The organism is Streptococcus timonensis, from assembly GCF_047463455.1.
Taxonomy (GTDB): domain Bacteria; phylum Bacillota; class Bacilli; order Lactobacillales; family Streptococcaceae; genus Streptococcus; species Streptococcus timonensis_B.
Map to the genome: position 1 here is coordinate 427143 of NZ_JASHDV010000001.1, position 14668 is coordinate 441810.

Annotated in this window: 10 protein-coding genes, 1 tRNA gene and 1 other RNA gene; 3 read left to right on the forward strand and 9 right to left on the reverse strand. The window is 39.2% G+C overall.

Going from position 1 to position 14668, the window contains the following annotated elements:
* Positions 1-14: 14 nt before the first annotated feature.
* From QM847_RS02270 to QM847_RS02280, 3 genes are read right to left on the reverse strand one after another with little or no spacing between them, the layout of a single operon-like run.
* Positions 15-1925, reverse strand: a complete 1911-nt coding sequence (locus tag QM847_RS02270; protein WP_414353480.1) for a fructose-1,6-bisphosphatase — start codon at positions 1923-1925, stop codon at positions 15-17.
* 55 nt (positions 1926-1980) lie between these two features.
* Positions 1981-2793 (reverse strand): pyruvate, water dikinase regulatory protein, encoded by an 813-nt coding sequence (locus QM847_RS02275; protein WP_414353482.1) that lies wholly within the window; start codon positions 2791-2793, stop codon positions 1981-1983.
* Positions 2794-2795: 2 nt separating this feature from the next.
* Positions 2796-3434: a CBS domain-containing protein gene (locus tag QM847_RS02280; RefSeq protein ID WP_075567847.1), complete on the reverse strand. Its 639-nt coding sequence runs from the start codon at positions 3432-3434 to the stop codon at positions 2796-2798.
* A gap of 238 nt (positions 3435-3672) precedes the next feature.
* Between QM847_RS02280 and ppdK the strand changes: the two genes are divergently transcribed.
* Positions 3673-6294, forward strand: a complete 2622-nt coding sequence (gene ppdK / locus QM847_RS02285; protein ID WP_414353485.1) for a pyruvate, phosphate dikinase — start codon at positions 3673-3675, stop codon at positions 6292-6294.
* A 267-nt stretch (positions 6295-6561) separates the two neighbouring features.
* A complete protein-coding gene (locus tag QM847_RS02290; RefSeq protein WP_414353487.1) occupies positions 6562-7008 on the forward strand; it encodes a DUF6556 family protein in 447 nt (148 codons plus the stop codon).
* A gap of 39 nt (positions 7009-7047) precedes the next feature.
* On the opposite strand, the gene QM847_RS02295 is transcribed toward QM847_RS02290, so the two are convergent.
* The 4 genes from QM847_RS02295 to QM847_RS02310 form a co-directional block, all read right to left on the reverse strand.
* Positions 7048-9381 (reverse strand): DNA translocase FtsK, encoded by a 2334-nt coding sequence (locus tag QM847_RS02295; RefSeq protein WP_414353489.1) that lies wholly within the window; start codon positions 9379-9381, stop codon positions 7048-7050.
* 89 nt (positions 9382-9470) lie between these two features.
* Positions 9471-11426 carry a fructose-specific PTS transporter subunit EIIC gene (locus QM847_RS02300; RefSeq protein ID WP_414353491.1) on the reverse strand — a complete coding sequence of 652 codons (1956 nt, stop codon included), beginning with the start codon at positions 11424-11426 and terminating at the stop codon, positions 9471-9473.
* Positions 11423-12334, reverse strand: coding sequence for a 1-phosphofructokinase (pfkB, locus tag QM847_RS02305; protein WP_414353493.1), 912 nt, complete (start codon positions 12332-12334; stop codon positions 11423-11425). The genes QM847_RS02300 and pfkB overlap by 4 nt, the downstream gene beginning before the upstream one ends.
* A complete protein-coding gene (locus QM847_RS02310; protein WP_414353495.1) occupies positions 12331-13071 on the reverse strand; it encodes a DeoR/GlpR family DNA-binding transcription regulator in 741 nt (246 codons plus the stop codon). Before QM847_RS02310 ends, pfkB begins: the two co-directional genes overlap by 4 nt.
* 161 nt (positions 13072-13232) lie before the next feature.
* Between QM847_RS02310 and QM847_RS02315 the strand changes: the two genes are divergently transcribed.
* Positions 13233-13320, forward strand: a tRNA-Ser gene (locus tag QM847_RS02315).
* A gap of 79 nt (positions 13321-13399) precedes the next feature.
* On the opposite strand, the gene ssrA is transcribed toward QM847_RS02315, so the two are convergent.
* Positions 13400-13747, reverse strand: a transfer-messenger RNA (tmRNA) gene (gene ssrA / locus QM847_RS02320).
* Positions 13748-13837: 90 nt separating this feature from the next.
* A complete protein-coding gene (locus QM847_RS02325) occupies positions 13838-14665 on the reverse strand; it encodes a Cof-type HAD-IIB family hydrolase (RefSeq protein ID WP_414353497.1) in 828 nt (275 codons plus the stop codon).
* Between the last annotated feature and the right edge of the window lie 3 nt (positions 14666-14668).

Here is a 14668-nt window from a genome sequence, read left to right on the forward strand (position 1 = left end):
ACTTAGGGCAAGTTTTAACAGTCGTAAAACTCATGTAGCAAATCAAAAAGTTCTTGCTGCTGGGCAAGTAGCATTTGACCAATACTCGTTGATTTAATCAGAGTTCGTTGCGCAACATTTTCAATGACTCTCTTCAAAGATGTTTGAGCAAAAGGATCTTCAACAACCTTTTGTGAGCCTTCAAAAGGCTGATGGGTTACCAATTGAAAACCGTAAGAATTGTTTAGTAAGGAATAGCCTGCTGTACCTGTCTTCTTTTGATAAGCTTTACAAAGCCCACCGTCAATGACGAAGAGCAAACCACCCCCACGAATAGGAGATTCTCCCTTCACAGTCTTAACTGGAGTATGGCCGTTGACCATTCTAGAATCTTTAGAGGAAAGTCCAAATTCTTCCAAAATCAACTGGCAGACTTTCTCTGAAGTCCGATAAGAAAAATATGAATTTTCCACTTCTTTGTGAGTATCCTTATCTTCAATAAAATAGCGCTCTAGAGTTGTCATCTTATCTTTACCAAATAGAGGTGAGACTGCCCCTCGCCAACAATACCAGATTAAATCTGTTGAAAAATCATCTCCGATTTCCTTATTCTTTGCTGCTTGACGAATATGGTATTCAAAGAAATCCAACAATTCTCTTCCAGCATAACGAGACTGGTTAATAATTAGAGGTTTCAATTCTCCAGACGGTTCAAGTGGTATACAACCATGAAAGAGTAGATGCTGGTTGTAAATTTTATACATAGAGCCTTTTTTCATTAACAGTTCTATATGCTCTGCGAGTTTAGGAGATCCTTGGAAAGAGGCTAGGAGACTGTCAACTGCTTGAGATTCTTCTAAACTTAATTCTGCTGGATTGGCCGGATCAATTGTTTGAAAACAAGTATTTATCAACTCATGGTTTTTTCCATCAATTGTCACAAACTCTTTCAAATAATCAATTTTATCTAGCGTAACCTGATCCTCCATTTGGAATTCTGGCCTTCTGTTTATCAGTTGAGTTTCCAGTTTAAACTGGATAATGGAAAGAGCCTGGTGAACTTTTTCCAACTGTAAAATTTCTTCGCTAGTGAAATCATCTTCTCTATTTCCTAGGATAGGCCTAAACTGAGGGTTGACCTTATAGGTCCTATCAGCAAATAACGTTAAGGGCCGAAGATTTAAGCCGTAAGCTTTCTCAATATCCCATAGATATCCATAGCGGGCAGCAATACGTAACGCATTTAACATACAGGCTTTTGAACCAAAAAAGCCCCCCATCCAGATAATGTCGTGATTCCCCCACTGAATATCTAAAGAATGAAATTGCAAGAGTTCATCCATAACTTGGGGACTTCCAGCTCCTCTGTCATAAATATCACCAACCACATGCAAATGGTCAATCAATAAGCGACGGATACTGCTTGAAACACCAAGAATAAAGGGAATAGCTTCTCCTAACTCGATAACATAGGAGAGGATGTTATCAAAATATGACTTTTTATCTTTTAAAGCTATATCACTGTATACCAATTCTTCGATGATATAAGCATACTGAGGTGGTAATGCCTTCCTAAGCTTTGACCGAGTGTACTTGGCAGCTGCAAAAGTCAGTAGAGTCAATAACTGAGGAATCGTTTCTTTGTACCAATCTCTGATTTTAACGTCTTGCTTCAAAACAAGTTCAGGATATGAAACCAAGGCTGACAATCTGTTTTTATCATCTTGCGACAAGGAATCCCCAAAGCAGTCCTTTATTTTCTCATTTAGAATACCAGCACAGCTTCTTAAAATATAGTCAAAGGCCTCAAATTCACCATGAATATCACTGATGTATAGCTCTGTCCCCTTTGGAAGGTTCAAAATTGCTTCAAGGTTGGTCAATTCTGTAATCACCTTTTGGCGAGAATCAAATTCTTTCAGTAAAATACGCTTGTATTGCTCCATTTCTGTCCTCCAAGGCTCTAACCTAGTTACGAAAATCTATAAAGTCTTCATTTACTTAGTTCATTTTCTTTAAATGCTCCTCGATTAAGAAAGCTGTTTCTTCAATTGATTTATCAGACATATTAATGACTTTAGCTCCATATTTTCTGAAGACCTTCTTAGAGTAGTCCAGTTCCTGATAAATCTTCTCAAGATCTGTGTAGCTGCTTTCCTGGACCAAGCCCAAAGAATCCAAACGATTACTGCGAATCTTAACCAATTTTTCTGGCTCACAAACTAAACCAATAAGGCGGCGAGAATCAACTTTTTCCAAGACCTGAGGCAAGGGAACTTCTGGAATTAAAGGAAGATTCGAAACCTTATATCCTTTATTTGCTAGATAAATACTGAGCGGTGTTTTAGAAGTACGAGAAACTCCTAACAGGACTATGTCTGATTCTAAAAATCCCTGCGGTGCTTTACCATCGTCGTATTTAACTGCAAATTCAATCGCTGAAATTTTATTAAAGTATTCGCTATCTAAACGATGAAGGGTGCCAGGTACTTCTATCGGGTCTCTTCCTGTTTTTTCTTTGATAACTTCAAAAAATGGATGCATCAAATCCAAATAGGATAGACCATGCAGCAGGCTAAACTCCCTTGCTACCGAAGCTAGTTTGCCATCGACCAAGGTACTGATAACCAGGGCTTCATCCTTGATGGCATCACGTAAAATTTCTAACAATTCCTCTTCCTTGTCGATAAAAGGGAAACGATAGCTATTATTAAAAATGATGTCCGGATATTGAGCTGTAACGGCTGATAATAATTTTTGGGAAGTTCCACCCAAAGAATCCGAAATACTATAAACAATCATTTCTTTTTTCATATTTATTCCTCTTCTCTATTTACCTCAGTGCTTCGAGCTTGCTGAATAATATAGTCCAACAAAGCTGTCTTTGTCACACTGCCTAAAATCTGACGTTCATTTTCTTGGTCGACTATCGGCAAGGAATCAATGGCGTAATCTTGAAGGAGTACAGCAGCTTCCAAAATATTCATATTTTTATGGCATGTTTTAATATGAGGCATCCTGGTCATGCAGACAGCAACCGGAGTACTGGCAATATTTGAATTGAGAGAAGCCCTCAGAAGATCTTTACGTGACATAATTCCAAGAAGAAGCTTATCTTCATCGATAACATAAATAACATCTGCATCGTACATAAAGAGAGTAATAATAGCATCCTGGATATAGGAATCACTGGTGACCAAGACTGGTGAAGTCATAATATCTGCCACTTCTTTCCTAAAGGTATCAAAAAAGAAGACCGATTCTAAATCAGAGCCTGAATATGTATACCCAACTTTAGGAGTGGCCTTTAGGATTCCAACCAAGGTTAAGAAGGAAAGATCCGAACGTAGCGTTGCTCGAGAAATATCTAGTAAGTCAGATATTTTTTCACCACTCAGTGGTTGCTGGTCTTTAACAATTTCTACAATCTTTTTTTGTCGTTCACTTAATTTCAATTCACAGAAAACCTTTCTATATTCTATATAGGTTCCAAATAACGATTGGAAGAACATGCTTATTTTTATTTTACTAAACCAATTTTAAAATAAGCATCATGTTTATTGAATATTATAGCAATTATTTGAAATATGTCAATCATTACATGCAGTTTTTTCATTTGACAAATATATATGATGTATATTACAATAGTTTTGTCTTTAATTGTGACACATATTTAATGTTTTGGAGGCGACTATGACAAAATGGATTTATTTCTTCGAAGAAGGAAGCGCAAACGACAAGGCACTCCTTGGTGGAAAAGGGGCCAATTTAGCAGAGATGAGCAATTTGGGATTGCCTGTTCCTCCAGGTTTTACCATTACTACCGACAGCTGTATTAAGTTTCTCGAAAATCCCGATTTCTTTGATTCTTCTTTAAAAGAGGATATTTTGGAAGCGGTTTCTAAATTAGAAAGAAAAACCGATAAATCGTTTAGCGTAGAAAGCTCAAGTCTTCTTTTAGTTTCGGTTCGTAGCGGAGCAAAATTTTCTATGCCAGGAATGATGGATACCATTTTAAATCTTGGACTTAATGACCAGAGGACAAGAATACTCGCCGAGCAGACGAATCCTGATTTTGCCTATAATTGCTATCGACGTTTACTTCAGATGTTTGCAGATGTTGTATATGGAATTTCTAAAGAACTTTTTGATGAACTATTAGAAGATTTTGAAGAGCGTCGTGGTAAGACGGCCAAAGACTTAACTTTGGATGAGCATGAAGAATTAGTTAAGCAATATAAAGAAATCTATCTTAAAGAGAACCAATCTTTTCCTGAAAATCCTATGGACCAACTTTTTGCTGCTATTCAAGCTGTCTTTAATTCTTGGAATAATAATCGGGCCAAGGTCTACCGAGAACTTAATAAAATTCCTCATGATTTGGGAACTGCCGTTAACGTCCAGGCAATGGTCTTTGGAAATAGTGACCAAAACAGCGGAACAGGAGTCTGTTTCACTAGAAATCCTGCTAGTGGAGAAGATCAACTATTCGGTGAATTCTTACTGAATGCTCAAGGAGAAGACGTCGTAGCTGGTATACGAACTCCAGAACCAATTGCCACTTTAGAAAAATCTCAACCTCAAGTTTTCAAAGCCTTTAAAGAGTATGCTAGAATCCTTGAAAACCACTACAAAGACATGCAAGATATCGAATTTACTATTGAGAAAGGAAAACTGTATATTTTACAAACTAGGGATGGCAAACGCACAGCTAAAGCTTCTTTAAAAATTGCTTTGGACTTAGTAGACCAGGGTATTATTAGTAAAAAAGATGCCCTGATGAGAGTATCCCCTTCTTCTATTAGTCAGCTCATTCACCCAGTCTTTGAAGAGGCTGCAATGGAAAAAGCAACTCTCATTGCACAAGGTTTACCAGCCAGCCCAGGAGCTGCTACTGGGGAAATAGTTTTTACAGCAGAACGAGCTAAAGAATTCCACAATTTAGGAATAAAGGTTATTTTAGTAAGACAAGAAACATCGCCCGAAGATATTGAAGGCATGGTCGTTAGCCAAGCTATTGTTACCAGCCAAGGTGGTATGACTTCTCATGCAGCAGTTGTTGCTAGAGGAATGGGTACCTGTTGTGTAGCTGGATGTGGGGAACTAAAAATCAGCGAGGAAGAGAAGACACTTTCTTGTGGTAATCTTGTTTTAACAGAGGGAGATATCATTTCTGTTGATGGTAGTTCCGGTTGTGTTTATATCGGAGAAATTCCTACAGTCTTGATTGAGAATAATGAAGACCTTCAGCGCCTTCTTTCTTGGGCAGATAAAGTTGCCCGTCTTAAAGTTCGTGCTAACGCTGAGACTGTCAAAGATTTACAGACAGCTATGAATTTTGGTGCCCAAGGGGTAGGACTAGCCCGTACTGAACATATGTTCTTTGGTCAGGATCGAATTTTGGAAATGCGTCGCCTCATTCTAGCCGATAAGGAAACAGAAATGAAAGCCGCACTCAAGAATCTTTTAGAATTCCAAGAAGAAGACTTCTATCAAATGTACAAAACAGTTGAGGACAAACCTCTGATTGTCCGGCTTTTAGATCCGCCCATGCATGAATTTTTACCTAAAGAACCGCAGGAAATCAAGCTTCTTTCTGAAAAACTCAGTAAGTCACCTGAAAAACTGGCCAACCAAATTGTAAGCTTACAAGAAAGTAACCCTATGTTGGGCCATAGAGGTTGTCGCCTTGGAATTACACAGCCAAATATTTACAAAATGCAGACTGAAGCTATTTTTAGAAGTGCCATCAAATTACACCAAGAGGGCATAAAAATCAAGCCAGAAATCATGATTCCTTTAATTGCTGATAAAAAGGAGTTAGAATTTGTAAGATCCTATCTGACTCAACACATCCAGTGTATCTTTAGAGAATATAAACAAGAGCCCTTCCCATATGAAATTGGTACCATGATTGAATTACCACGCGCTTGTCTGACTGCAGACAAACTGGCTCAAGAGGCTGATTTCTTCAGCTTTGGTACTAACGATTTGACTCAAATGACCTATGGTTTTTCTCGAGATGATATTGGAAAATTTATTGGTCATTACAAAAAGATGAGCATTCTCTCATCTGATCCATTCCAACATATTGATCCGGAGGGAGTCGGTGAATTAATGCGTATTGCAATCAGCAAGGCTCGCCAAGTAAAACCAAACCTTTCTATCGGTATTTGTGGAGAGGTCGGTGGTGATCCTTCTTCTATCTCTTTCTTCCAGGAAATTGGTGTCACCTATGTTTCCTGCTCACCTTATAGGGTCCCTGCAGCTCGACTTGCTGTCGCTCAAGCCGCTTTCGAAGAGAATAAAGACTAGTTTCCTTTATATTCATTAAATAAGGCTGTGATGATTGATTTCCCAGTCTTACTTAATAGTAAAAGCATCTTTTAACCTTCAATCCACCAGTTATGATTTATCACCAAACTTCTTGCTTAACATTTTAAAGAAAAAAATCTACTGGTTGCGTTTTCAAAACTAAAAGTTTTATTTTTTTAAGACAATTTAAAATAAAAAACGTATAATGAAAATATGAAATGAATCCAAATTCATATTTAGTTTTGCAAAGGAGTTTGAAAAAACATTATGTCTAACTATTCTCGCCAAAATAAAAAAACAAACAAAGACAGTCAAGAAACTGGCAAGGCTAGCCATCACATCAAGAAAGGTTTATCTGCTTTTCAGAAAACCTTAACCTTGATCGGTAGTATGTTGGGAATTATCACTGCGACGATTACCATTAGCAATGCAATGAAGTCCAATGAACAAAAGAAAGCAGATACTAGTCCTGTTACGCAAACAACCATTATCAAAGAAATCCAAAAGGAAACTCCTGCTGAATCTAATAGTCCTTCTCAACATCAAGGAAACAACCAAGATACTAATGCTGCAACTAGTGGAGTTGATCATAAAAATGACAACAAGGTTCAACCTGAAGAAAATACTCAAGCTCCTAACAATGTTCAACAAAATCAGACTGAAGGAGCTGCTCAATCAGATACAGCTGCCACAGATAATAAAGCAAATCCATAACAAAATAGCTTCTCTCCGATTTCGGAAAGAAGCTATTTTTTATTGTTGTAAGACTTTTCGAGGTTTTGTTCCTTCAGCAGGTCCAATAACACCTGCCATCTCTAATTCTTCCATCAATCGAGTTGCTCGGTTAAAACCAACAGATAGACGACGTTGGATCATAGAGGCACTTGCTTTTTGAGTTTCAATTACTAAAGCCTTGGCTTCTTCAAAGAGTGGATCCCCACCCTCATCGCCAGAGCCAGAATCACCATCTGACTCAGAAACTTCTCCAGGATCAAAACTGTCATCATAATCAGCATCTGCTTGAGCCTTAATGAAGCTAACAATACGTTCCACATCATCATCAGAGATAAAGGAACCTTGCAAGCGAACAGGGTGATTTTCATCGATTGGTTTAAAGAGCATATCCCCTCGACCAAGCAATTTCTCCGCACCATTTTCATCCAAAATCGTACGTGAATCCGTTCCAGAAGAAACTGCAAAAGCCACACGAGACGGCACATTGGCCTTAATCAAACCAGAGATAACATCAACCGAAGGACGCTGAGTTGCAAGAATCATGTGAATACCAGCCGCACGCGCCTTCTGTCCAAGTCGGATAATGGCATCTTCTACTTCCTTGCTAGCAACCATCATGAGGTCAGCCAACTCATCCACAATCACAACAATTAAAGGTAAAGGTACTTGTTTGTATTCGGATTGAGCATTGAATTCCTCAACCTTAGCATTAAAACCAGCAATATTTCGTACTCCGACTTTGGCGAAAAGTTCATAGCGGTTTTCCATCTCATCAACGACTTTTTGAAGGGCCTTGCTGGCCTTACGAGGGTTGGTCACAACTGGAATCAAGAGATGAGGGATATCATTGTAGACAGACAACTCAACCATCTTAGGGTCCACCATCATAAACTTAACCTGGTCAGGGCGGGCCTTCATCAAAATACTTGCAATAATTCCATTAACAGCAACGGATTTACCAGAACCAGTAGAACCCGCTACTAGCAAGTGAGGCATTTTTGCCAAATCAAAACTACGGGCTGTTCCATTGACTGCTTTCCCAAGTGGAATTTCTAAAAGATTTTCAGGTTTTGTTTGAGATTGTTCCCAAAGCTCACGGAAGGATACAGTTGCAATTTCCGAGTTAGGAACTTCGATACCTACCAAGGATTTCCCTGGAATCGGTGCTTCAATACGGACATCTTTAGCAGCCAAAGCCAAAGCTAAATCGTCTGCTAGGTTTGAAATACGGTTGACACGGACACCAACTGCAGGTTTGACTTCGTACTTAGTAACAGATGGTCCAATTTCTGCTCTTTCTACAGTCACTTTAATACCAAAACTTGCGAAGGTCTCTTCCAAAATTTTAATATTTTCGCGAACGATTTTCTTTTCTTTAGACTGATCCTTTGGTTTATCAGGTGCAAAGAGTTGCAAGCTTGGGAGTTTATACTCCAAGGCTTTTTTAGCAGAAAAATCTACTTCAACCTCTTCGTTATCATCATCTTCTTCAGGGTAAACTTCTTCTAGATAGTTACCTTCTTCAGGGCAATCAAAATCAGCTTTCGGGAGAATAATCTCAGGTTCCACCCATTCCTCCTCTAGAAGTGGAGGAAATTCTTGCAGTGATTCGTCTGATAAAATTTCTCCAGTTTCCATATCGATTGGAGGTAAAGGTAAGGCCTCTTGTTCTTCTTGTTCTCGCAGTAATCTCTCTTGCTCTTCTGCTTCTTTACGAGCTTTTTCTTCTTCGCGTTTGATGAAGCGTTCTTGTTTTCTCTGCTCGCGTCTTTCCATCCATATGCTCATGCGAGCTGCAAGGAAATCAGCAATGTCATAGATAGACCAAGGGCTAGCCAACAACAGTCCGACCAAGATAAAGATAGTACCAATAAAGTAGGTACCAATATTTGAAAATAGAAAGGCGATAGGGATGTAAAGACCAACCCCTAACAATCCTCCACCAGCAAAACTAGTTACTTGAAAGCTCGTTAAATCTTTAAAAATTTGTCCGGCAGTCCCTTGGAAAACAGCGTTTGCCATGCTAAATTTCCAAACCAGATAAGCTTGAAAAATGAGGAGTAAGCCTGCAAAAATAAAGAAGAAACCTGCTAGCAAGCCTTCTTGTTTATGAATCCATTTAAAGAAGAATAGATAGATCAAGAGAGAGAAAATAGCTAAGTATGCTAAACTCCCTACGAGTAAGCGGATTAGGTTATAAACAGTAATTCCGACAGCTCCCCATTTGAGAGCTGCAAAAATTAAACAGATAGCCAAAGCTAAGGAAATCAACATTCGTTGAATCGCTTGTTTTCTTTCTAATTCTGCTTTAGACGGTCTACGTCTTGTTTTAGTTGTATTCTTGTTTGCCATGCTTCTATTATATCATATTTCATGAACTTTTCGAGGGGTTAAAAAAATGACTGACCACTTTCGTGTTCAGTCATTTGAATCTATTGTAATTATTTTTCTAATGGTTTGCGTAGGTAACCGTAAACTACACCACTGACAATTGCTCCTACCAAGACAAAGACAAGGTAAAGAAGGGCATTTGTTGTAAGGGCGATAACGAAGATTCCTCCATGTGGTGCCATGAGTTTGATATTTGCAAGACCAACAAGTCCACCTGCTACTGCTGAACCGAGGATAAAGCTTGGAATAGCACGAGCTGGGTCAGCTGCACCAAATGGAATCGCACCTTCAGTGATGAATGACAAGCCCATAACGATGTTCGTCAAACCAGAGTTACGTTCTTCTTTTGTGAATTTATTTTTGAAGAGAAGAGTTGCGACAAAGATTGCAAGTGGTGGAACCATTCCTCCAGCCATAACTGCTGCCATGGCTACTGAACCACCTGTTGCTACTGTTGCTGCAAGAGTACCAGTACCAAAGACGTAAGCTGCTTTATTGACAGGTCCACCCATATCGACAGCCATCATTCCTCCAAGAACGACTCCAAGAAGGACAGCTGAACCACCTTCAAGACCAGCAAGGAAGTTATTCATACCAGTGTTGATTGCGGCCATTGGGATATTTACAGCAAGCATGACAAAGCCTGTCAAGATTGTTCCAAGAAGTGGCAAGAGAAGGATTGATTTAGCACCTTCAAGTGAGCGAGGAACCTTCACGTATTTCTTAATCAAGAGCACCAAGGCACCTGCGATAAATCCACCAACAAGAGCTCCTAGGAAACCTGATGATACGCCTGCAAGAGCTGAAGTTGCTTCACCACCTTGAGCGTAAGGGATTTTACCAAAGGCAAAACCTTCTTTGGCGATAGCACCAGCTACGAAACCTGCTACCAAACCTGGTTTTTCAGCGATTGAGTAAGCAACATATCCTGCAAATACTGGAAGCATCAAACCAAAGGCTGCACCACCGATTTTCATGAACATAGAAGCGAGTTCATGGTAAGAACCAAGATTTCCAAGGTTTTCATTTGGCACACCCATAGCACCATCAATCAAGAAGGCAAGGGCAATCATGATACCACCACCGATAACGAATGGCAACATTTGAGATACACCACTCATCAAGTGTTTGTAGAAGGCACCACCAATGCTTTGTTTTTCATTAGATGCTGTTGTTGCTTTAGCTCCATTAGCAGCATGATAAACTTCAGCATTTCCAGAAAGAGCAAGGTTGATCAATTCTTCAGTTTTACGGATACCGTCTGCTACTGGACGATTTACCAATGGTTTACCATCAAAACGATCCATTTCAACTGCTTTATCTGCAGCAATGATGACAGCTTTAGCCTTACGGATATCTTCTGCAGTCAATTTGTTGCCAACACCGCTAGCACCATTTGTTTCAACCTTGATACCTACACCCATTTCCGCAGCCACTTTTTGAAGAGCTTCTTGGGCCATGTATGTGTGGGCAATTCCTGTTGTACAAGCTGTAACTGCTACGATAAAGTCACCAGATTCATTCGCAGGAGCTTGTACTGGTTCTTGAGCTTTTTCTGAAGCTTGGTCAAAGAGTTCAATGACTTGATCAGCTGATGTTACTTGACGAAGTTTATCAGCAAATCCGTCTTTCATCAAATATTGTGACAATTCTGCCAAGGCAGCCAAGTGAGTATCATTGGCACCTTCTGGAGCAGCAATCATAAAGAAGAGGTCAGTTGGTTGCCCGTCTAAACTTTCGTAGTCAACACCCTTGTTTGACTTAGCAAAGAGAACAGTTGCTTCCTTAACAGTAGCATTTTTGCTGTGAGGCATTGCGATACCGTCGCCCAAACCTGTAGAAGTCAAAGCTTCACGCGCTAAGATTCCTTCTTTAAAAGTTTCAAAATCTGAAACATATCCGTGCTCTACCAAGCTATGAATCATTTCTTCGATAGCTGCTGTTTTTTCAGTTGCTTGCAAATCAAGCAACATGACATCTTTTCTTAATAAATCTTGAATTTTCATCTTTTTTCTACCTCAACTTTTTCATAAGTCTCTTTAATAAATGCTGCAGTTGCTAAATCATCTGAGAATGTCGTTGCTGTTCCACATGCCACTCCCCACTTGAAGGCCTCTACGGCGTCTTTTGATTTGACAAATTCACCTGTAAATCCAGCAACCATAGAGTCACCAGCACCTACTGAGTTTTTCACGGTTCCCTTAATCGGTTTAGCAAAATAAGCTCCATCTAATGTTACCAGAAGGGCTCCATCGCCAGCCATAGAAATAATAACGTTTTGAGCACCTTTAGCCAGCAGTTCTCGAGCGTATTTCTCTATTTCATCAAGGCTTTCAAGCTTGACTCCAAATATAGCTCCCAGTTCATGATTATTTGGTTTGACCAAAAGTGGTTGATAATCCAAACTATCAATCAAGGTTTGACCTTCAAAGTCACAGACTACTTGAGCGCCTGTCTGACGAGTCAAAGCAATTAATTCTTTGTAAATAACATTACCCAAGTTTTTAGCACTCGAACCCGCAAATACAACTGTATCTTCTGCTGTCAAACTAGAAAGAATAGCCTTCAACTCTTCAAGTTGCTCTGCTTCAACAGTAGGACCTGTCCCATTGATTTCTGTTTCTTGGTCTGCTTTGATCTTGACATTAATACGCGTATCTTCTGCCACTTGTACAAATTGCGTTTCAATTTGTTCTTCAGCTAAAGTATCTGTGATAAATTTTCCAGTAAAGCCTCCGATGAAGCCTGTCGCTGTATTCGGAATATCCAAACGCTTCAAGACACGGCTAACATTGATACCTTTACCACCAGCAAACTTATCATCACTATCCATACGATTGACACTACCAACTTCTACTTTATCCAAACGGACAATGTAGTCAATAGATGGATTGAGTGTGACTGTATAAATCATACTTCTATTACCTCCGTTTTTTCTTTGATAGCTGGCAAGAGCTCATGACCCTTGCTTGTAATGACAATAGCACGTTTTATAGGGGCAACCTTAGCAAAGCAAGACTGACCTATCTTAGATGAATCTGCTAAAACATAAGTCTGTTTAGCATTTTCTAAGATAGCACGCTTAACAGCTCCCTCCTCCATATCTGGAGTTGTAAAGTAACCTTCATCTACACCATTCATTCCAATAAAGGCACGATCAAAGTGTAATTGGTTAATTTGGTTAAGAGCCACTCCTCCAATACTGGCATCTGTTGTCATCTTGACTCCACCACCTATAATCACCGTTGGGATTTGCTTATCCACTAATTGAACTGCATGGTGAATGGAATTGGTTACTACTGTAATGTCTTTTCGCTCCAATTCTTTAATGAGAAAGGCTGTCGTACTTCCTGCATCCACAAAGATAACATCTTTTTCTTTGATGAGGGAAGATGCTTTTTGAGCAATCAACTTCTTCTCTTGAAGGTTTTTGACAGATTTTTCTTGAATGGTTTCTTCTTCTTGCAAGGAGTGAGGCAACTCTGCTCCTCCATGCACTCGACGAAGTTTATTTTCAGATTCCAATTCATCCAAATCACGTCTAACTGTTGATTCTGAAGTATCTAACAAGCCTACTAATTTCTCTAGAGAGACGATTTTATGCTGTTTCAATTCTTCTAAAATCACCTGTTTTCGTTCACTTTTTAGCATTAGTTTACCTCCTGTTAACGATTACATTATTCATTCTATCATAAAAAAAATCAAAGTCAAGCATTTTTTGTCACTTTCTTTCATTTTCTATCACTAACTCCTCAGCTTCAAATAAATTTGCAAGAAAGAAGGCTTTATGGTAGACTAGGTTAGTAAGTATTGGAAGATTACTCAAGAGGCTTAAGAGGCCGTGTTGGAAACGCGGTAGGCGTGTTAAAGCGTGCGTGGGTTCGAATCCCATGTCTTCCGTAAATAAAAACAAAAGCAATTACTTTTTTAAAACTCTAACATAAAAAAACGCTGATTTCTCAGCGTTTTTTTATTTATATAATGGAGCCGGTGGGAGTCGAACCCACGTCCAAACATCTGCCAACATATTTGTCTACAACCATAGGTTATGTCTTGTTTTAACAGCTCCTCGACACATAACTCAAGCCTAGGAACTGCGAGCCTATAAATCTCTTACCAAACTGCTAGACAAAGTTTGATCGTATCTCGCTAATAATAAGACCTGTCATCAGACACGAGCAATCCGAATCGGGTCACGCCTGCTGGTTTTTAGGCAGCTAGAGCGTAAGAAGTATTATTTTTTGCAGTTATATTTAACTGAGCGTTTACGTCGCCACACGAGTCGCAAAATATGCCTCATAATGCCTGTCGAATCCGTAACGACCCCAAAAGACAATAGAACTATTATACCCTATCTATGGTAAAAATGCAAAAATCTATTTACCAGGCAATCCCTTCTATCAATTTCCTCAGTCTTTTAAATATTCTTATCTAACCAGTCCTCTATGACTTGATAGACGCCTCCTTGACTATTTGCAGGAGCAATGTCTGTCGCCACCGCTTTAGCCTTGTCATCCGCATTTTCCATGGCATAGGCCACTCCAGCTAATTCCAACATTTCAACATCATTTTCACTATCACCAAACGCCATGATTTCCTCAGACTCGATATCCCAGCGTTTAAGGAGTTCTTGTAAAGCCCATGCTTTATGGATACCATCTTGGATAATATCTAAACAACCATAGCCACTGGAAACGGCCTGAACACGACCATTAAATACTTGATTAAAATCTTCTTGAACTTGATCCGTTCTATCTTCTCCAACCACCAAACTCATTTTGAGAACTCCTCCAAAAAGTTCTGGATGCAGTTCCTCCACAAAATTCATTCTTTGATAAAAAAGCTCAATCATTTCTGGTGTCATAAATTTTTCAAGTTGGGTAAAAATAGTACCTTCTTTAACAAATCCACCATTCATACTTGTGATGACAAATTGATTCTGACACTCTTGTCCTTTAAAAAATGTCAAAGCTTTTTCCACCAATTCATCATCCCAGGTTTCAACTTGGATTAATTGATTATTTTCAAAAATCTTTGCTCCGTTTGCGACAATTAGAACTACACGATCAGCCAAGTTACCGAGCAACTGCCGTACACGATGAATTTCATTTCCAGTCGCAATGACAAAACGTATTCCCTTCTCATCTAGTCTATCTAAAATTTTCTCTAAACGAGGTAGGTCTAGAAGACCTTGGGAATCCAGTATTGTCCCATCCATATCTGTTGCAATCAGCTTAATTGTCATGAT